The sequence below is a fragment of the Anaeromyxobacter sp. PSR-1 genome (genome assembly GCF_000964525.1).
In the GTDB taxonomy this organism is placed as follows: domain Bacteria; phylum Myxococcota; class Myxococcia; order Myxococcales; family Anaeromyxobacteraceae; genus Anaeromyxobacter.
In genome coordinates this window covers 1-17,758 of record NZ_BAZG01000007.1, presented here as the reverse complement: position 1 = coordinate 17,758, position 17,758 = coordinate 1, and the positions used below count along the sequence as shown (strand labels likewise).

Genomic DNA, 17,758 nt, shown 5'->3' with positions numbered 1-17,758 from the left:
GCGGGCGTGACCGAGGCGGATCTCGAGGGGCTCGGCGTCCACCGCATCGCCATCCCGGTCCCGTTCCCGCAGGCGGGCGGGCCGGTCAACGCCTACCTGGTCGAGGACGCCGGCGGCGGCCTCCTCATGTTCGACGCCGGCCTGGGCACGCCCGAGGCCCAGGCGGCGCTCGAGGCCGGGTTCGCGCGCCTGGGCCGCCGCTTCGACGAGGTCACCCGCATCGTGGTCTCGCACGGCCACGTGGACCACTACGGCGCCGCGCGCTTCGTGCAGGAGCGGCACGGCGGCCCGGACGTCCCGGTGTTCGGCCACCCCGCCGACGCGCCCAAGATGTCGGAGCAGGGGCCGCGCTGGCGGGAGCTGGCGCCGCGGCTCGCCGCGTACCTCGCGCGCCAGGGCGTGCCGCCCGAGGTGGTCGAGGTGCTCGCGAGGCAGGGCGAGGGCGGCTTCCGCTACGCGCGGCGGCTCCCCGAGGTGCGCCGCCTCGCCGAGGGGGAGGTCCTGCGCACGCGCCACCTCGCGCTCGAGGTGATGCACATGCCGGGGCACACCCCCGGGCTCCTGTGCCTGTACGAGCGGGAGCAGCGGCTGTTCTTCTCCGACGACCACCTGCTCGAGAAGGTGTCGCCGAACCCGCTCGTCGAGCTCGGGCCGGACGGCCAGGACGGCTTCTTCCACCCGCTGCTCGCCTACCTCGACAGCCTCCGCCGCCTGCGGGCCATGGAGGTGGACCTGGTGCTCCCCGGCCACGGCCCGCCGTTCGGCGGCCACCGCGAGATCATCGACGCCCTGGTCGGCTTCTACGCGAAGCGGCAGGCGCGGATGCTCGAGCTGCTCCGGGCCGGGCCGCGCACCGCGCACGAGATCGCCCGCGCGCTCTGGCCCCACGCCCGCCCCGCCGACGCGTTCCTCACCCTCTCCGAGACGGTGGCGAACCTGGAGGTGATGGAGTCGCGCGGCGAGGTGCGGCGCGATCGCGCGGCCGAGCCCTGGCGCTACCTGGCGGCCTGACCGGCCGCGCCGCCGCTCGACAACCGCGGCGCCATCGGGCATTCAAGGCGCCATGCTCGAGCTGCTCGGCCAGGCCGACACGTGGATCTCGCTGGTGACGCTCTCCGCCATGGAGATCGTCCTCGGCATCGACAACGTGGTGTTCCTCACCATCCTCGCCGGGCGGCTGCCGCAGGAGCAGCAGGGGAAGGCGCGCAAGCTGGGCCTCGCCTTCGCGCTCCTCACCCGGCTCGGGCTGCTGTTCGCCATCAGCTGGGTGATGGGGCTGACCCGGCCGCTCTTCGAGGTGCTGGGCCGGGAGATCTCCGGGCGCGACCTCATCCTGCTGGGCGGCGGCCTGTTCCTCATCGCCAAGGCCACCCACGAGATCCACGACAAGCTCGAGGTCGAGCACGCCGAGGCGCGGAAGGCCGGCGGCGGCGCCGCGTTCTGGGCGGTCATCGTGCAGATCGCGCTGCTCGACATCGTGTTCTCGCTCGACTCGGTCATCACCGCGGTGGGGATGGCGAAGCACCTGCCGGTGATGGTCGCCGCCATGGTCCTCGCGGTGGGCGTGATGCTGATCTTCGCCGACGCGATCGGCGGCTTCGTGGAGCGCCACCCCACCATCAAGATGCTGGCGCTGTCCTTCCTCATCCTCATCGGCGTGATGCTGGTGGCCGAGGGGCTCGGGAGGCACATCGAGAAGGGCTACGTCTACTTCGCCATGGCGTTCTCCCTCGGCGTCGAGCTCCTCAACATGCGCGTGCGCAAGGCGCGGCAGGCGCCGGTCCACCTGCACGGGCGCTTCGAGGAGGAGCGGGCCGGGCGCTAGCGCCGCCCCGCCGCGCCCGTGGCCGACCTCGCCCTGCTCGCCCTCACCCTGCTGTGGGGGACCACCTTCGCGCTCGTGAAGGAGGCGCTCGAGACCGCCTCGCCGGGCGTGTTCCTCACCGCCCGCTTCGGCCTGGCCGCGGTGGCGCTGCTCGCCGCCTGGGCGCTCCGGCCGCGCGCGCCGCTCGGCGAGGGGTTCTGGCGGCACGGGCTCCTGCTCGGCCTGACCATGCTGGTCGGCTTCGTGCTGCAGACGGTGGCGCTCCGGCACACCACGCCCGCGCGCTCCGGGTTCATCACCGGCCTGAACGTGTTGGTGGTGCCGGTGGTGGCGCGCTGGTTCCTGGGGCGCCGGGTGCGCCCCGCGTTCTGGGTGGGCGTGACGTTCGCGGTGGCCGGGCTGGTCCTGCTCACCCGGCCCTTCACGGCGGGCGCGGTCACGGAGGAGGTCCGCCTCGGCGACCTGCTCACGCTGTTCTGCGCCGTCGCCTACGGGCTCCAGGTGACGTTCACCTCGGAGTGGGCGCCGCGCCACCCGCTCGCGCCGTTCGTGGCGGTGCAGGTGCTGGTCACGCTGGCCGGCGCGCTCGTCCTCGTCCCGCTGGAGGGGCCGCGCTTCGATCCGGCCGGGGCCGGCCACTTCGTGCTGGTGGTCGCGTTCACCGGCCTCGTCATGACCGCGTTCGCCTTCTTCGTCATGAACTGGGGCCAGCGCCACACCACCGCGGTCCGGGCCGCGCTCATCTTCTCGCTCGAGCCCGCCGCCGCCGCGGTGTTCAGCTGGCTGTACTACGGCGAGCCGCTCGGGCCGCTCGACTGGGCCGGCGGCGCGCTCATGGTGCTCGGGGTGCTGGCCGGCGAGGTGGGCGGGGTGCTGGAGGCCCGCGCGGCGGAGGCCAGGGCCCGCGCCCGCGCGCCCGCGGCGTAGCCGGCGACGCCGGGGCGAGCGCCGGGCCCGCGCCGCGCGTCGGGACCTCTGCTACCTTCGGCCCGATGCGACGCACGCCTCTCCAGCACGCCCTCGCCGCGGCGCTCGTCCTGGTGCTCACCGCGGCGCTCGCCGCCTGCCGCCACGCGCCCCCGCCCGCGCCGGCCCGCACCGCCGACGAGGCGCTGCGCGAGGTGCCGCCGTCCGAGCTCCCGGCGTTCGCGGACGACCTCGACTACGCCGGCCTCGAGGACGCGATCGGCCGCACCGAGACCTGGCTGGCGCGGCTCGCCGCCTCGGATCCGGGCCGGACGTTCGCCTACGGCAAGGAGCGCGTGCCGCTCGAGCGCGTGCGCGCGACGCTGGCGCGCTTCCGCGCCCTCGTGGCGGCGCGGCCCTCGCCGGACGCGCTGCGCGAGGCGCTCCGCCGCGAGTTCCGCGCCTTCCGCTCGGCCGGCGACGGGCGCGGGACGGTGCTCTTCACCGGCTACTACCTGCCCGAGCTGCGCGGCGCGCTCGCCCGCGGCGGCCCGTACCAGGTGCCGCTCCACCGCGCGCCCGACGACCTCGTGGTGGTGCGCGCGCGCGACTTCCCGCAGGTCGCGGAGGACGTCGTCGGCCGGGTGGAGCAGGGCCGGCTCGTCCCCTACCCGACCCGCGCCGACATCGCGCGCGGCGCGCTCGAGGGGAAGGGCGCGGAGCTCTGCTTCGTGGACTCGGCGCTCGACGCGTTCTTCCTGGAGATCCAGGGGAGCGGGGTGGTGCGCCTCCCCGACGGCACCGCGCGCGTGGTCACCTACGCGGGCAAGAACGGCCAGCGCTACGCCGCGGTGGGCGCGGAGCTGGTCCGGCGCGGCGCGCTCCGGCGCGAGGAGGTGTCGATGCAGTCGATCCGCGCCTGGCTGCTCGCGCACCCGGAGGAGCAGGCGGCGGTGCTCGCCACCAACCCGTCCTACGTGTTCTTCCGCTTCGCCGACGACGCCATCGGCGCGCTGGGCGTCCCGGTCACCCCGGACCGCACCATCGCCGCCGACGCGAAGGTGTTCCCGAAGGGCGGCCTCGCGTTCCTGGAGACCGAGCGGCCGGTGGACGCGACCTCGGCCACCATGCGCCCGTTCTCGCGCTTCGTGCTCGACCAGGACGCGGGCGGGGCCATCCGCACCTCCGGCCGCGTGGACCTGTACCTGGGCAGCGGCCCCTACGCCGCGAACGCCGCCGGCCGCATGAAGCAGCCGGGGCGGCTCTGGTACCTGCTGCTCAGGTAGCCGGGCCCCGCCCGCGGTTCGACGGGCTCACCGCGAGCGGGGACCCCCGCTCACCCTGAGCCCGTCGAAGGGTCACCCTGAGCCCGTCGAGGGGCGAGCGGCGTCCCGCGGGCTACACGTCCGGCGCCTCGGAGACGGTCCCGTTCGCGGCGGTGCCCTCCATCCCGCGCGGCAGCACCAGGTTGAGCAGGATGCCGACGTAGGTGGCGAGCGGCATGGCGTCGATCTTCACCGAGCCGAAGTGCATCTCGGCGCCGCCCACGCCGATGACCAGCACCACCGAGGCGATGATCAGGTTCCGCTTCTGCGAGAAGTCGATGCCCGCCTCGACCAGCATGCGGATGCCGGCGGAGGCGATGATCCCGAAGAGCAGGATGCAGATGCCGCCCATCACCTGGGTCGGGATGGAGCGGATGAGCGCGCCCACCGGCGGGAGGAAGGACATGAGCACGGCGAGCACCGCCGCGCCGCCGATCACCCACACCGAGAAGACGCGGGTGATGGCCATCACGCCGATGTTCTCGCCGTAGGTGGTGTTGGGCGGGCCGCCCAGCGCGCCGGAGATCATGGTGGCGACGCCGTCGCCGGCGAGCGAGCGGTGCAGGCCCGGGTCCTTCACGAAGTCCCGGCCCACCACGTTGTTCGTGACGATGAGGTGGCCGATGTGCTCGGTGATGACGACGAGCGAGATGGGCGCGAGCGTGATGATGGCCGCCCAGGTGAACTTCGGGAGCACGAAGGGCGGCACCGCCAGCGGCCTCGCCGCGGCGACGCCGGAGAGGTCCACCTGGCCGGCGAGCAGCGCGACGACGTAGCCGCCCACGATGCCGATGAGCACCGGGATGACGCCCAGGAAGCCCTTCAGGAACACCGCCGCCAGGATGGCGATGGCGAGCGAGGCGAGCGCCACCGCGAAGAACTCCGGCCGGTAGGTGGGGCCGCCGCCGTTCATGGCCATGTTGACCACCGCCACGCGGGCGAGGCCGAGGCCGATGACCATCACCACCGAGCCGATCACCACCGGCGGGAGCAGGCGGTCGATCCAGCCGGTGCCGAACTTGCCGATGAGCGCCGCCACCACCAGGTAGCAGACGCCCACCGCCACGCAGCCGCCCATGGCCACCGCCACCCGGTCGGCCGGCGCGGCCTGGCCCGGCGCCACCCCGAGGATGGCGGAGAGGGCGGCGATGAACGCGAAGGAGGAGCCGAGGTAGGCCGGGATCTTCCCCTTGGTGATGAAGATGTAGACGAGCGTGCCGACACCGCTGGTGAACAAGGTCACCGAGGTGTCGAGCCCGACCAGGAACGGCACCAGCACGGTGGCGCCGAACATGGCGAACAGGTGCTGCAGCGACAGGGGAATGCTCTGGAGCAGCGGCAGCCGCTCCCCGACGTCCACGGTCCTCTTCATGGTCCCTCCTCGAGATGCGCCACGCGACGCGCCCGCTCGCCCGGGCGCTGGCCGGCGGGGCGGCCGGGGTGCCGGAGGGCTGGGGCGGCGCATCATGCCCTCCCGCCCTGACACCCGCCAGAGGGGCACGGCGCGGCGCTCGGCCGCGGGCGGGGCCCCGGCGCGGGTGGGACCTCCGGCGGAACCCACCGTGGCGCGGACCGGTTCCCCCGGCCGCGAGAGGATCCCTAGGGTCCTCGAAGGAGGTGTTCCATGGCGGAGGAGAAGAAGAAGGGCGGGTTCCATTCGCTCGAGAAACGGATCCACCAGATCGAGGAGGAAGACCGGACGAAGGCGGCGCAGGAGTCGAAGCCGGAGGAGAAGAAGGCGCCGGCGAAGGAGCCGCCGAAGAAGTAGCGGCGGGGCCCGCGGGCCCTGCCTCGCGCCGTGTCGGGCGCCCGTTGTAGAACGGGCGCCCGATGAGGCGCCCGCCGATCGAGCTCCACCGGGGCGAGCTGAGGATCACCGGCTCGTCCCTCCACCTCGACGCCACCCGGCGGGTCGAGTGCGCGTTCGTGTCGCACGCGCACGGCGATCACATCGGGCGCCACGACCGGACCATCGCCACCGCCCCGACGCTGGCGCTCATGCGCCACCGCCTGGGCGAGGGGAAGCGCCGCCGGACCGAGCACCTGCCCGCGTCCTACCGCGCGCCGTTCGGCCTGGGCGAGCTGACCCTGGAGCTGTTCCCGGCCGGCCACGTCCTCGGCTCGGCGCAGGTGCGGGTGACGCGCAACGGCGTCTCGCTGGGCTACTCGGGCGACCTCTGCACCGAGCCGACCCACGCCGCGGAGCGCGCCGAGGTGATGGGCTGCGACGTGCTCGTGATCGAGTCCACCTTCGGCCACCCGCGCTACGTGTTCCCGCCCAAGGACGAGACGCTCGCGGCGGTGCGCCGCTTCGTGGACGACGCGCTCGCCGACGGGGTCACGCCGGTGCTGCTCGGCTACGCGCTCGGCAAGGCGCAGGAGATCCTGAAGTACCTCTCCGACCTCGGCTACGCCTGCCGCGCCCACCCGGTGGTCCAGGCGGTGAACAAGGTCTACGAGGCGCACGGGGTGGCGCTGCCCAACGTGCGGCCGCTCGGGCCGGAGGGCGCCGCGATCGACGAGGTGGTGGTGTGCCCGCCGCACCTCGCCCGCAGCCCGGCCATGCGCGGGATCCGCAGGCGCCGCACCGCCATCCTCACCGGCTGGGCCATCGACGGCGGCCGCTTCTTCCGCGGGGTGGACGCGGCGTTCCCGCTCTCCGACCACGCCGACTTCCCCTCGCTGGTGCGCTACGCCCGGGCCACCGGCGCCGGCCGCGTGTTCACGGTCCACGGCCACGAGGACGCGCTCGCCGCCGCGCTCCGCAAGGAGGGGATCCGCGCCGAGCCCCTGCGCGAGCACATGCAGCTCGAGCTGATTTGAGGTGCCGCGGGCCCGGGTGAGGTAGATCTCCCCCGTGATCCAGCTCACCGTCTCGGCCGACGCGGCCGGCCAGCGCCTCGACAAGCTCGTGCGCAAGGCGCTTCGCGACGTGCCGCTCAGCCACGTCTACAAGATGTTCCGCACGCGCAAGGTGCGGGTGAACGGCGCGCGCGGGAAGGCCGACCAGCTCGTCGCCGAGGGCGACGTGGTGGTGATCCGCGGGGACGAGGAGCGGCTGCTCGCGAAGCCCGAGCCGACGGCCCCGGGCGGCGCGCCGCGGGTGACGTTCGGCGTGCTGCACGAGGACGCGGACCTGCTCGCGGTGGACAAGCCGGCCGGCCTGGCCGCGCACCCCGGCACCGGGATCGAGGGCGCCACGCTGGTGGAGATGGCGCGCGGATACCTGAGAACGCCCGACGACCTCCCGCCCACCGAGTTCAAGCCCTCGCCGGCGCACCGGCTCGACCGCGACACCTCGGGCGTGGTGCTGGTGGCGAAGCACCGCAAGGCGATGGTGCGGCTCACCGAGACGTTCACCAGCGGCGAAGGCGTCCACAAGACCTACCTCGCGCTCGTGAAGGGGAAGATGCCGCGCGAGGCCGGCACCATCGACCTGCCGCTCTCCGAGCACGAGCAGACCTCGAGGTCCAAGGCGATGCGGGGGGTGAACTTCCAGGAGGCGCTGACGCGCTGGAAGGTCGTCTCGGCCGCGAAGGAGCTCTCGCTGCTCGCCGTCACCATCGAGACCGGCCGCACGCACCAGATCCGCCGCCACCTCGAGGCGGTGGGCCACCCGGTGGCGGGCGACCGGCGCTACGGCGACTTCGCCTTCAACCGGACCGCGCGCACGCGCTGGGGGCTGCGCCGCATGGGCCTGCACGCGTGGAGGCTGGAGGTCCCACATCCGCTCACCGGCGCGCCGCTCCGGCTCGAGGCGCCGTTCCCGGCGGAGCTCGCCGAGGTGCTCTCCCGCGCGAACCTGAAGCTCCCCGCGTCGCCCACCGGCGCACACGCGCCCGCCGCGCGCCGCGACGGACCGCACCGCGAGCGTTGAACTCCGGGGCGGGGCACGCATAGATTCGGCCACCCCATGAGCGAGCCCGGCGAACCCCACAAGCCGCCCGAGGAGCCCTCCTCGCGCGTGGTCCTCGACGGCCTGCCGCCCGAGCGCCCGCTGCGCCGGCGGCTCCTCCGCTGGGGGCTGTTCGCCGCGCTCGCGGCGGTGAACGCCGCGCTGGTGGCCGCGGTGGTGGGCTGGATCGTGTTCTCGCGCGGGCTGCCCGACATCCCCACGCTGGAGCAGTACCGCCCGCCCATCATCACCGAGATGATCTCGGCCGACGGCCAGATCGCGGGCGAGTTCTTCGTGGAGCGCCGCAAGGTCGTCCCGTACGAGCGCATCCCGAAGCGGGTCATCCAGGCGTTCATCGCCTCGGAGGACAAGAACTTCTTCGAGCACGGCGGCATCGACCTGCTCGGCACGCTCCGCGCCGCGGTGAAGACCTACGTGCTCCGCTCGCGCATCCAGGGCGCGTCCACGCTCACGCAACAGACCGCCAAGGCCATCCTCATCAGCGCCGAGGGGTTCGAGCGCGGCACCGAGCGGAGCCTGCGCCGCAAGATCCGCGAGCTGATCCTGGCGCGGCGCCTCGAGGCGCGGTTCACGAAGGAGCAGATCCTCTGGATGTACCTGAACGGCGTGTACCTCGGGCACCACAGCTACGGGGTGCAGTCGGCCGCGGAGAACTACTACCGGAAGAACGTGGAGGACCTGACGCTGGAGGAGGCGGCGCTCATCGCCGGGCTGCCGCAGGCGCCCTCGCGCTACTCGCCGTTCTCGCGGCCCGAGGCGGCCTCGGAGCGCCGGCGGTACGTGCTGCGGCGCATGGCCGAGGAGGGGATGATCACCGAGGCCGAGCGGCGCAGCGCCGAGAAGGCCGAGGTGAAGGTCTTCGGCGTGGACGACGTGTTCCGCGAGACCGCGCCGTTCTACGTGGAGACGGTGCGCCGGCAGGTGGTGGACCGCTACGGCAACGAGCGGCTGCTGCACGACGGGCTGCGGGTCGAGATGGCGATGGACCTCGAGAAGCAGCGCGCCGCGCAGGCGGCCGTGCTGAAGGGGCTCGTCGAGGTGGACCAGCGGCAGGGCTTCACCGGGCCGGTGGCGAAGGTGGCCGGCGCGGAGCGGACCGCGCTCGCCGCGCGGCTCGCGAAGGCCTGGCCGAAGGGCACGCTCCACGCCGGCGACTACTGCGTCGGCATCGTGGACCGGGTGGACGACAAGGCGGGGATCGTCGAGGTGGAGGTGGGCGAGACGCGCGGGGTGCTGCCCATCTCCGGCATGCGCTGGGCCCGCCGGCCCAACCCGGTGGTGTCCTACGCGGACTCGCTCCTCTCCCGCCCGTCGAGCGCGCTGCGCGCCGGCGACGTGGTGGTGCTGAAGCGGGTCGAGCGCGCCGAGCTGCAGCGGAGGGAGGCGCAGCTCGGGGTGGGCCGGCCCAAGGACGTGCCCGAGGCCCCGGTGCTGTTCTCGCTGCAGCAGGATCCCACGCTGCAGGGGGCGCTCGTCGCGGTCGATCCCGGGACGGCGTACGTCACCGCCATGGTGGGCGGCTACGACTTCGAGGCCTCCGAGTTCAACCGCGCCTTCCAGGCCTGCCGCCAGCCGGGCTCGGCGTTCAAGCCCGTCGTCTACTCCGCCGCGGTGGAGAAGCTCGACTACACGCCCGCGACCATCCTCACCGACGCGCCCATCGTCTTCCGCGACGACGAGTCGAGCTGGAAGCCGCAGAACTACGGCGAGGACTTCAAGGGCGACGTCACCCTGCGCACCGCGCTCGTCAACTCGATGAACATCCCGGCGGTGAAGACCGCCGAGGCGCTCAACGCGAAGCTCGGGCCGGCGGGGCTGGGCGACTGGGCGAAGACGCTCGGGATCACCACGCCGGTGAAGCAGGAGCTGGGCAGCGCGCTCGGCTCGTCCTGCGTGACGCCCTGGGAGCTCACCAACGTGTACGCGCTGTTCGCGCGCTACGGCGAGAAGCGCCCCAGCACCTTCGTGAAGCGGGTGCTGGACCGCGACGGGCGCGTCCTCGAGGACCACGCCGACTACCGCGACCCGTGGGTGGGGCTCGACGAGCGGCTGGCCGGCGCGGTGGCCGAGGTGACGCGCCCGCGCGAGCAGGTGATGGACCCGCGCAGCGCGTACATCCTGGTCCGCCTCATGCGCGAGGTCGCGACGGTCGGCACCGGCGCGCGCGCCGCCGCGCTGGGGAAGCCGGCGGCGGGCAAGACCGGCACCACCAACGACTCCTTCGACACCTGGTTCATGGGGTTCACCCGCGACCTCGCCACCGGCGTGTGGCTCGGCTACGACGTGAACGTCACCCCGCTCGGCCGGTACGAGACCGGCGGCCACGCCGCGCTGCCCATCTGGCTCGACTTCATGTCGGCGGCGCTGAAGGGCCGGGCCCAGCCCGAGTTCGAGGCGCCCTCGGGGATCGTCGAGGTGCGGATCGACCCGGCCAGCGGCAAGGCGGTGGCGGACGGCGCCGGCGGCGTGCCGGAGCCGTTCAAGCAGGGGACCGAGCCCGTGCTCGCCGACGCCGAGAAGAAGCAGGTCGAGGTGCAGGACCTGTTCATGCAGTAGCGCGGGCGGCGTGGGCCAAGGTGCGTGCGCCGCCCGGCGCGGCGCCGGCCGTTCCCTTGCCTCGGTCCCGACCCGCCGGTAGCATCGCGCCGAACCGCCGGGAAATCCGCGTGCTTCAGCCCGCGCCGGCGAGAAGGGCCCGATGCGTCCAAAGCTCGCCCACCTCGGCGTGAAGCGGATCCTGTTCCTCTCCATCGCCGGCGCGCTGGCCATCGCCGGCGTGCTCACGTCGATCGCCGTGAACCGCGAGATCCACGCCGCGCTGGAGCGCGCCGCCGAGCACCGCGGCGAGGCCGACGCCCGCGTCTACGCCTCCGCGCTCGCGCCGGCGCTCGCGGCCGGCGACCCGGCGCGCATCGCGGCGCGGGTGGACGAGGACTGGGACGAGGAGTCGTTCGCGTACGTGGTGGTGGTCCGGGAGGACTGGTCGATCGCCGCCAGGCACCTCTCCCGCAACCTGGGCCGCAGCGCCGAGGAGGTGGTGGCGTGGCACCAGGCGGCGGGCGCCACCGCGCAGCCCCGGGCGCCGGGCGTGGTCGCCTTCACGCGCCCGGTGGAGGGCGCGGGCGGGGGCGCGCGCGCCGGGTACGTGCTGCTCGGCCTCGATCGCGACCCGCTCGACGCGCAGGCCGGGCGGGCCGGCTGGTACATCTTCGCGCTCCTGGTGGGCGGCGGGATGGTGCTGGCGGGGCTCGTCTACGTGTTCGTCTCGCGCCTCGTGCTCCGGCCGCTCGACGAGATGAGCGCGGTGGCGCGCCGGGTCTCCGACTGCGACCTCACCGCCCGCTCCGCGCAGCTCGGCCCGGACGAGCTGGGGACGCTGGCCGAGTCGCTGAACCGCATCGGCGAGAACCTGGCCGCGACGCTCTCCCGCGTGCAGAACGTGACCGGCGGCGTGGCGACGGTGATCGACCGGATCTCGCGCACCGGCTCGGCGGTGTCCTCCGGCGCCGGCACGGTGTCGGCCCGGGTGGTGGACACCTCCTCTTCGATGAGCCAGATGATCTCGTCGCTGAAGGGCATCGCCGACAACGTCGAGGTGCTGGCGCAGAGCGCCGAGGAGTCGTCCTCGTCGATCCTGGAGATGGCCGCCACCAACGACGAGGTGGCCGAGAACATCCAGGCGCTGGCGGCCAGCGTGGAGGAGACCACCGCCGCGATCGAGCAGATGACCTACTCGATCAAGGAGGTGGCGAAGAACATCGAGGACCTGTCCGCCACCACCGAGGAGACGTCGTCCTCCATGAACGAGATGGACGTGTCCATCTCGCAGGTGGAGTCGAACGCGAACGAGACCGCGCGCCTCTCCGAGCAGGCGCAGCGCGACGCGGAGTCGGGGGCGGAGGCGCTCTCGCGCACGCTCCTCGGCATCGACAAGATCAAGGAGTCCTCCAAGGAGGCGGCCAGCGTCATCGAGGCGCTCGGCGCCAAGATCGCCGCCATCGGCAACATCCTCAACGTCATCGACGACGTGGCCGAGCAGACCAACCTGCTCGCGCTGAACGCCGCCATCCTGGCGGCGCAGTCGGGCGAGCACGGCAAGGGCTTCGCGGTGGTGGCGGACGAGATCAAGGACCTGGCCGAGCGCACCGGCGCGTCCACCAAGGAGATCTCCGAGCTCATCCGCGCGGTGCAGGACCAGTCGCGCAACGCCATCCAGGCCATGGACCGCGGCGTCCGCAACGTGGAAGAGGGCGTGCGGCTCGGGCAGGAGACCGAGACCGCGCTGAAGAAGATCCAGGAGTCGAGCCAGAAGTCCACGCAGATGGTGAAGGCCATCGCGCGGGCCACGCTGGAGCAGGCGCGCGGGTCGAAGCAGGTGACCATGGCGATCAACCGCATCGCCGAGACGGTGCAGCAGATCGCGAGCGCCACCGCGGAGCAGGCGCGCGGCTCCGAGCAGATCATGAAGAGCGCCGAGAAGATGAAGGCGATCACCAAGCACGTGGAGCGCTCGGCGCAGGAGCAGGCGCGCGGGTCGAAGCAGATCACCCGCGCCATCGAGTCGATCTCGGAGATGGTCCACCACCTGAACCGCGCCCAGAAGGAGCAGACCAAGGGCTCCGAGCAGGTGATGACGGCGGTGGTGCAGATCAAGCAGGTGGCCGAGGCGCAGACGCACTCGGTCCGCGACCTCGAGGCCGCCATCGTGGACCTCGCCTCGCAGGCGGAGGTGCTCCGCGGCGAGGTGAGGCGGTTCAGGATCTGAGGAGGTGCGGCGCCCGGCCGCGCCCGCCTAGAACCTGGCCTTGCGGCGCAGGCCGCCGGTCCGGGCGATGACGTCGGCGAGCGCGGCCAGATCGCGCCACTCCGCGGGCGCGAGCGGCACCACCGAGAGCCGGCCCTGCCTGAGCAGGACCGAGCCCTCGAACGCCGGCTCCTGCTTCAGCGCCTCGAGCGGCACCGGCGCCGGGAGCGGCTCGACGGCCTTCACGTCCACGCAGACCAGCTCGCCGCCGGCGGTCGGGTCGGGGTAGGCGGTCCGCACCACCTCGGCGACGCCCACCGCGCGCTTCTCGCCGGAGTGGTAGACGATCGCGCGATCGCCCGCCTTCATGGCCCGGAGGTTCGCCTGGGCCTGCGGGTTGGCGACGCCGGTCCACGGGGTGGTCCCGTCGGCGACGAGGTCGGACCACGCATAGGTGCCGGGCTCGGTCTTCAGCAGCCAGTAGGCCATGCGCGGGGACGTTAGGCGTGGCATGCTGCCGCCGCAACCGGATCCGTCCGGCGGCGGAAGCGTCCCGGTTTCCGCCGTGTTATAGGAACCGCCCTATGTTCGGTCTGTCCTTCGGCGAGATCGTGATCATCGCCGTCCTCGCCCTCATCCTCCTCGGGCCGGATCGCCTCCCCGAGGCGGCGAAGACCATCGGCAAGGGCCTGCGCCAGTTCAAGCAGGCCACCGACGACCTGAAGGACCAGATCGAGACCGAGATCTACAAGGACGACCGGAAGGTGGCGCGCCCCTCGCTGGTGCCGCCCGTCCCGAACCGTCCGGTCCCCGGCCCGTCCGGTCCGCCGCCCGCCGCCACCGCCGAGAACGTCCCGGGCCTCGAGGCGGCGCTGGTGGACGCCGAGCCGGCCGCGCCCGCCGCCGCGCCCGAAACGCCCGCCGCGCCCGCGGCGCCGGCCCCGTCATCGTCGCCCGAGCCGTCCGGCACCGGCGGCACCGCAGCGTAGGCCCGCATGAGCGAAACCGTCCCGCAGCTGCCGCCGCCGCCGTCGCCCGAGCCCGAGGGCGAGGTGAAGCTCTCCTTCCTCGATCACCTGCGCGACCTGCGCGTCCGCATGGTGCGCGCGATGCTCGGCATCGCCGTGGGGATGGGCCTGGTCGGCGGGTTCGTGCCGCAGATCGTGGACCACCTCATGAAGCCGGTGCGCGACGCGCTCCCGGCCGGCCGCCAGCAGCTCGTGTACACGAGCGCGATCGAGCCGATGATGGTCTACATCAAGGTGGCCATGTACGGCGGCGTCTTCGTCGCGGCCCCCTGGGTGCTGTGGCAGCTGTGGCTCTTCATCGCCCCCGGCCTGTACAAGCGCGAGAAGAAGGTCGTCTTCCCGTTCCTGTTCTGGGGGACGCTGCTCTTCTACCTGGGCGCGCTGTTCTGCTTCGAGCTGGTGATGCCGCAGGCCTTCCCGGCCATGCTGGCGTTCGCCGAGAGCGACACGCTCTCGCCGATGCTCTCCCTCTCCGAGCAGCTCTCGCTCGTCCTCGCCATGCTGCTCGGCTTCGGGGTGGTGTTCGAGGTCCCGGTGGTCATCGCGTTCCTGTCGATGATCGGCCTGGTGAACTGGCGCACACTCGCGAAGTACCGGCGCATCGCCATCATCGTGAACGTGATCGCGGCCGCGATCATCACGCCCACCGGCGACCCGCTCAACCTCGCGCTCATGGCCGTGCCCATGATCGTCTTCTACGAGGTGGGCATCGTGCTGGCGCGGATCCTCGGCAAGAAGCCCGCGGCGGACGCCGCCCCCGCGGCCTAGGGCGGCCCGGGCCCTGGCCCGGGCGGGCGCGGCGCGCCGGCGCGCTGTTCACGGCGGGCGCCTGCGTCTAGCATCGGCGGATGCTCGTCTTCCAGTCGGTCGCGGCGCTGTTCGCGGTCTACATGCTCGCCCGCCACGCCCCGCGCGCCTGGGCCGCGCTCCGCGGCCGCGCCGGCGACCGGGTGGGCGCGCTCGTGCCGGCCCTGAACGTGGCCCTGGCGCTGGCCATCCTGGTGGTGGCCGTGAAAGGCCTCGCGGGCGCGCTTATCTCGAGGTGAGCACCAGGAGGCGTGATGAACCGGGCCGGCCAGCAGGACGTGGTGTTCCTCGCCGCGAAGCGGACGCCCTTCGGGACGTTCGGCGGCGCCCTGAAGGACCTCAGCGCGACCGACCTCGCGGTCCACGCCGCGAAGGCGGCGATGGCGCAGGCCGGGGCGCCGCCCGCGGACTACGGCCACGTGGTGGTCGGGAACGTGGCCCAGACGTCGCCGGACGCCATCTACCTGGCGCGCCACGTGGGGCTCCGCGCCGGCCTCCCCGAGGGCGTCCCCGCGCTCACGGTGAACCGGCTGTGCGGCTCCGGCTTCGAGGCGGTCATCGAGGCGGCGCGGCTCGTCCAGACCGGCGAGGCGGAGCTGGTGCTGGCCGGCGGCACCGAGTCGATGAGCCAGGCGCCGCTCGTGCTGCGCGGCACGCGCTTCGGCCACGCCTTCGGCAAGACCCCGCCGCTCGAGGACATGCTCTGGTCGGCGCTCACCGACACCTACGCCGGCATGCCCATGGCGCTCACCGCCGAGAAGCTGGCCGAGTTGCACGGCATCGGCCAGGCGGCGGTGGACGAGTTCGCGGTCGCCTCGCAGCGGCGCTGGGCCGCCGCCGACGAGGCCGGGCGCTTCCGCGAGGAGCTGGCGCCGGTGGAGCTCCAGACGCGCAAGGGGCCGGTCCGGTTCGAGAAGGACGAGCACCCGCGCCCCGGCACCACGCTCGAGGGGCTGAGCAAGCTCCCCAAGGTGTTCAAGGCCGACGGCGTCATCCACGCCGGCGCGGCGAGCGGCATCGCCGACGGCGCCGGCATGCTGGTGGTGGCCTCGCGCGCCTACGCGGAGCGCCGCGGGCTGCGGCCGCTGGGACGGCTGGTGAACTGGGGCCACGCCGGCGTGGACCCCACCGTGATGGGCATCGGCCCGGTGCCGGCGGTCCGCAACGCGCTCGCCCGCGCCGGCGCCACCCTGTCCGACCTCGATCTGTTCGAGGTGAACGAGGCGTTCGCGCCGCAGTACCTGGCGGTCGAGCAGGAGCTGGGCCTGCCGCGCGACCGCACCAACGTGGACGGCGGCGCCATCGCGCTCGGGCACCCGCTCGCCGCGAGCGGGGCCCGGATCACCATGCACCTGCTGTACGAGCTGCGGCGCCGGGGCGCCCGGGCCGGCCTCGGCGCGGCCTGCATCGGCGGCGGCCAGGGGGTCGCGGTGATCCTGGAGCCGCTGTAACGACCGCGTTCTTGCCCCCGCCGGGAGGGGACGATAGGGTCCCCGAGGGTCCGCGGCGAGGAGGGGCGACGATGACGAGCTTCACCGGCGTGAAGGTCTTCTCGACGACGCTGGCGCGCGATCGCGACGCCATGGGCGAGCAGATCACGCGCTGGCTCGCCGGCAACCCCGAGCTCGAGGTGGTGAGCCACGAGGTCCGGCAGAGCTCGGACAAGGAGTTCCACTGCCTCACCATCACCCTCTTCTACCGGGAGAGGAAGAAGGGCTAGGACCGCGTGCGCAGCAGACGGAGCCCCGACCTCGGCAGCGCGTTCACCTTCGGCGGCCGCATCCCCTCCGGGCTGGGGCTGCTGCTCGTCCTCATCCTGGTCGCGACCGTCGGCTCCTGGGTGACGCGCGACCAGACCTGGGCCGCGCTGGTGCCGGGCCTGGTGCTGCGCGGGCAGGTGTGGCGGCTCGTCTCCTGGGCCTTCGTGCAGAACGACCCGCTCACGCTGCTGTTCGGCGGGTTCATGCTCTACTCGATCGGCCAGCAGCTCGCGTTCACCTGGAGCGAGCGGCGCCTGGTCGGCACCTTCCTCGGCCTCGCCGCCGGCGCGACCGCGGTGACCGTGGTGGCGGCGCTGCTCTGGTTCCCGGCCGACCGGCCGCACCTCGGCATGTGGCCGGTGGTGAACGCGCTCCTGCTCATGTGGGCGATGCTGTACCCGGACCGCCAGGTGAGCATCTGGGGCGTGCTCCCGCTCACCGGCAAGACGCTGGCGCTGCTGGTGGTGTTCGGGACGGTGCTGTACGGCCTGGCCGGCGGCGGCCTCCCGGGGCTGGGCGCGTTCGTGCCGCACTTCGCGGCGCTCGGCCTGGGCTTCGCGCTGTCGCGCGGCGGCCGGCTGCCCACGCGGCGCTGGAAGCTGCAGGCGCGCGAGTGGTGGGCGGAGCGCGAGTTCCGCCGCCGCTCCAAGCACCTCAAGGTGATCCGCAAGAACGGCAAGGACGAGCCGCCCCGCTGGATGAACTGAGCCGGCCGTCCCTCAGCTCACCGCCACCTGCCGCACCGCCGAGCGGTAGATCCAGATCCGCGCCGTGCTGGTGCGCGTGTCCGCCGGGATCATGAAGAACCCGGGCCCGTCCTCGCGGTAGTCGGGGCTGAACCCGGCCACCTGCCGGCCGTCGCGGAAGGTGACGCGCACGCGCTTCCCCTCCGCCGCCGGCGCGGCCTCGCCCGGCGCCAGCATGAAGAAGATCGCCTTCACCTTGTCGGTGGGGATCCGCTCCGGGAGCGGCCCCTGCGCGACGAGGTCGAGCGCGGGCGCGTCCAGCCTCGGGTCCTCGATCACGCCGCGCTTCACCAGCCCCTCCAGCGTGTGGATCACCACCCGGTGCGCGCCGGGCACCTCCCACGCGCCGGGCGGCGCGGGCGGCGCCTCGACCACCGGGGGCGGCGTGAAGGAGACCTCCTCGACCGGCAGCGGCTCGAGATCGGGGGCCGGGATCGCGGCGGCCGCCGCCGGCTCGGGCACGCCGGCGGCCTCGGCCTCCGGCGCCGGCTCGGGAACCGGCCCGGGAACCGGCCCGGGCTCGGGCACCGGCTCCGCGCCCGCCTCGGCGAGCGACGGCGCGCCGGGCTCGACGTCGCCGCCGACCTCGTCGGGCGCCAGGGCCACCAGCTCGTCGGCCGGGATCTCCTCGAGGATGTCCTCGCCGTCGAGCGTGGGCAGGTCGTCGGCGTCCGGCGCCGGCGCCGCGGCCAGCTCGGCGA

Annotated in this window: 17 protein-coding genes and 1 pseudogene; 15 read left to right on the top strand and 3 right to left on the bottom strand. The window is 73.6% G+C overall.

Annotated elements, in window-relative coordinates; genetic code table 11:
- Positions 1-6: 6 nt before the first annotated feature.
- From PSR1_RS02280 to PSR1_RS02265, 4 genes are all read left to right on the top strand, one after another.
- Entirely contained in the window at positions 7-1,011 is a 1,005-nt protein-coding gene (locus PSR1_RS02280; RefSeq protein ID WP_059436025.1) for an MBL fold metallo-hydrolase, read from the top strand.
- 52 nt (positions 1,012-1,063) lie between these two features.
- Positions 1,064-1,825: a TerC family protein gene (locus tag PSR1_RS02275; RefSeq protein ID WP_059436024.1), complete on the top strand. Its 762-nt coding sequence runs from the start codon at positions 1,064-1,066 to the stop codon at positions 1,823-1,825.
- 18 nt (positions 1,826-1,843) lie between these two features.
- Entirely contained in the window at positions 1,844-2,752 is a 909-nt protein-coding gene (locus PSR1_RS02270; protein ID WP_059436023.1) for a DMT family transporter, read from the top strand.
- A gap of 65 nt (positions 2,753-2,817) precedes the next feature.
- Entirely contained in the window at positions 2,818-4,017 is a 1,200-nt protein-coding gene (locus PSR1_RS02265) for a murein transglycosylase A (RefSeq protein ID WP_059436022.1), read from the top strand.
- Between the two features lie 112 nt (positions 4,018-4,129).
- On the opposite strand, the gene uraA is transcribed toward PSR1_RS02265, so the two are convergent.
- Positions 4,130-5,428, bottom strand: a complete 1,299-nt coding sequence (gene uraA / locus PSR1_RS02260; RefSeq protein WP_059436021.1) for a uracil permease — start codon at positions 5,426-5,428, stop codon at positions 4,130-4,132.
- 252 nt (positions 5,429-5,680) lie between these two features.
- On the opposite strand from uraA, the gene PSR1_RS24140 reads away from it, so the two are divergent.
- The 5 genes from PSR1_RS24140 (at position 5,681) to PSR1_RS02240 (ending at position 12,737) form a co-directional block, all read left to right on the top strand.
- Positions 5,681-5,824, top strand: coding sequence for a hypothetical protein (locus PSR1_RS24140; RefSeq protein WP_193388333.1), 144 nt, complete (start codon positions 5,681-5,683; stop codon positions 5,822-5,824).
- Between the two features lie 62 nt (positions 5,825-5,886).
- Positions 5,887-6,879 (top strand): MBL fold metallo-hydrolase, encoded by a 993-nt coding sequence (locus PSR1_RS02255; protein WP_059436020.1) that lies wholly within the window; start codon positions 5,887-5,889, stop codon positions 6,877-6,879.
- Positions 6,880-6,913: 34 nt separating this feature from the next.
- Entirely contained in the window at positions 6,914-7,933 is a 1,020-nt protein-coding gene (locus tag PSR1_RS02250; protein ID WP_059436019.1) for an RluA family pseudouridine synthase, read from the top strand.
- Positions 7,934-7,969: 36 nt separating this feature from the next.
- On the top strand, positions 7,970-10,528 hold the full coding sequence (locus PSR1_RS02245) for a penicillin-binding protein 1A (protein ID WP_059436018.1): 2,559 nt from the start codon (positions 7,970-7,972) through the stop codon (positions 10,526-10,528).
- A gap of 142 nt (positions 10,529-10,670) precedes the next feature.
- On the top strand, positions 10,671-12,737 hold the full coding sequence (locus PSR1_RS02240) for a methyl-accepting chemotaxis protein (RefSeq protein ID WP_059436017.1): 2,067 nt from the start codon (positions 10,671-10,673) through the stop codon (positions 12,735-12,737).
- Positions 12,738-12,764: 27 nt separating this feature from the next.
- On the opposite strand, the gene PSR1_RS02235 is transcribed toward PSR1_RS02240, so the two are convergent.
- Entirely contained in the window at positions 12,765-13,205 is a 441-nt protein-coding gene (locus tag PSR1_RS02235; RefSeq protein WP_059436016.1) for an EVE domain-containing protein, read from the bottom strand.
- 95 nt (positions 13,206-13,300) lie between these two features.
- On the opposite strand from PSR1_RS02235, the gene PSR1_RS02230 reads away from it, so the two are divergent.
- The 6 genes from PSR1_RS02230 (at position 13,301) to PSR1_RS02205 (ending at position 17,018) form a co-directional block, all read left to right on the top strand.
- Positions 13,301-13,705 carry a twin-arginine translocase TatA/TatE family subunit gene (locus PSR1_RS02230; protein ID WP_059436015.1) on the top strand — a complete coding sequence of 135 codons (405 nt, stop codon included), beginning with the start codon at positions 13,301-13,303 and terminating at the stop codon, positions 13,703-13,705.
- A 6-nt stretch (positions 13,706-13,711) separates the two neighbouring features.
- A complete protein-coding gene (gene tatC / locus PSR1_RS02225; protein ID WP_059436014.1) occupies positions 13,712-14,512 on the top strand; it encodes a twin-arginine translocase subunit TatC in 801 nt (266 codons plus the stop codon).
- Positions 14,513-14,592: 80 nt separating this feature from the next.
- Positions 14,593-14,790: a hypothetical protein gene (locus tag PSR1_RS02220; protein WP_059436013.1), complete on the top strand. Its 198-nt coding sequence runs from the start codon at positions 14,593-14,595 to the stop codon at positions 14,788-14,790.
- Positions 14,791-14,805: 15 nt separating this feature from the next.
- Positions 14,806-16,002 carry an acetyl-CoA C-acetyltransferase gene (locus tag PSR1_RS02215; RefSeq protein ID WP_082100112.1) on the top strand — a complete coding sequence of 399 codons (1,197 nt, stop codon included), beginning with the start codon at positions 14,806-14,808 and terminating at the stop codon, positions 16,000-16,002.
- Positions 16,003-16,073: 71 nt separating this feature from the next.
- Positions 16,074-16,271, top strand: coding sequence for a hypothetical protein (locus tag PSR1_RS02210; protein ID WP_059436011.1), 198 nt, complete (start codon positions 16,074-16,076; stop codon positions 16,269-16,271).
- A 6-nt stretch (positions 16,272-16,277) separates the two neighbouring features.
- Complete coding sequence (locus PSR1_RS02205) at positions 16,278-17,018, top strand: rhomboid family intramembrane serine protease (protein ID WP_059436010.1); 741 nt, start codon at positions 16,278-16,280, stop codon at positions 17,016-17,018.
- Positions 17,019-17,030: 12 nt separating this feature from the next.
- Here the strand turns inward: PSR1_RS02205 and PSR1_RS02200 are convergent.
- Positions 17,031-17,758: pseudogene (locus PSR1_RS02200) on the bottom strand (chemotaxis protein CheA); the annotation flags it as partial.

Bases quoted from the DNA above. Each gene is read 5' to 3' on its own strand.
- PSR1_RS02220 (WP_059436013.1), top strand. From the start codon at position 14,593: ATGCTCGTCTTCCAGTCGGTCGCGGCGCTGTTCGCGGTCTACATGCTC.
- PSR1_RS02255 (WP_059436020.1), top strand. From the start codon at position 5,887: ATGAGGCGCCCGCCGATCGAGCTCCACCGGGGCGAGCTGAGGATCACC.
- PSR1_RS02230 (WP_059436015.1), top strand. From the start codon at position 13,301: ATGTTCGGTCTGTCCTTCGGCGAGATCGTGATCATCGCCGTCCTCGCC.
- PSR1_RS02215 (WP_082100112.1), top strand. From the start codon at position 14,806: ATGAACCGGGCCGGCCAGCAGGACGTGGTGTTCCTCGCCGCGAAGCGG.
- PSR1_RS24140 (WP_193388333.1), top strand. From the start codon at position 5,681: ATGGCGGAGGAGAAGAAGAAGGGCGGGTTCCATTCGCTCGAGAAACGG.
- PSR1_RS02240 (WP_059436017.1), top strand. From the start codon at position 10,671: ATGCGTCCAAAGCTCGCCCACCTCGGCGTGAAGCGGATCCTGTTCCTC.
- PSR1_RS02265 (WP_059436022.1), top strand. From the start codon at position 2,818: ATGCGACGCACGCCTCTCCAGCACGCCCTCGCCGCGGCGCTCGTCCTG.
- uraA (WP_059436021.1), bottom strand. From the start codon at position 5,428: ATGAAGAGGACCGTGGACGTCGGGGAGCGGCTGCCGCTGCTCCAGAGC.
- PSR1_RS02275 (WP_059436024.1), top strand. From the start codon at position 1,064: ATGCTCGAGCTGCTCGGCCAGGCCGACACGTGGATCTCGCTGGTGACG.
- PSR1_RS02245 (WP_059436018.1), top strand. From the start codon at position 7,970: ATGAGCGAGCCCGGCGAACCCCACAAGCCGCCCGAGGAGCCCTCCTCG.
- PSR1_RS02210 (WP_059436011.1), top strand. From the start codon at position 16,074: ATGACGAGCTTCACCGGCGTGAAGGTCTTCTCGACGACGCTGGCGCGC.
- tatC (WP_059436014.1), top strand. From the start codon at position 13,712: ATGAGCGAAACCGTCCCGCAGCTGCCGCCGCCGCCGTCGCCCGAGCCC.
- PSR1_RS02235 (WP_059436016.1), bottom strand. From the start codon at position 13,205: ATGGCCTACTGGCTGCTGAAGACCGAGCCCGGCACCTATGCGTGGTCC.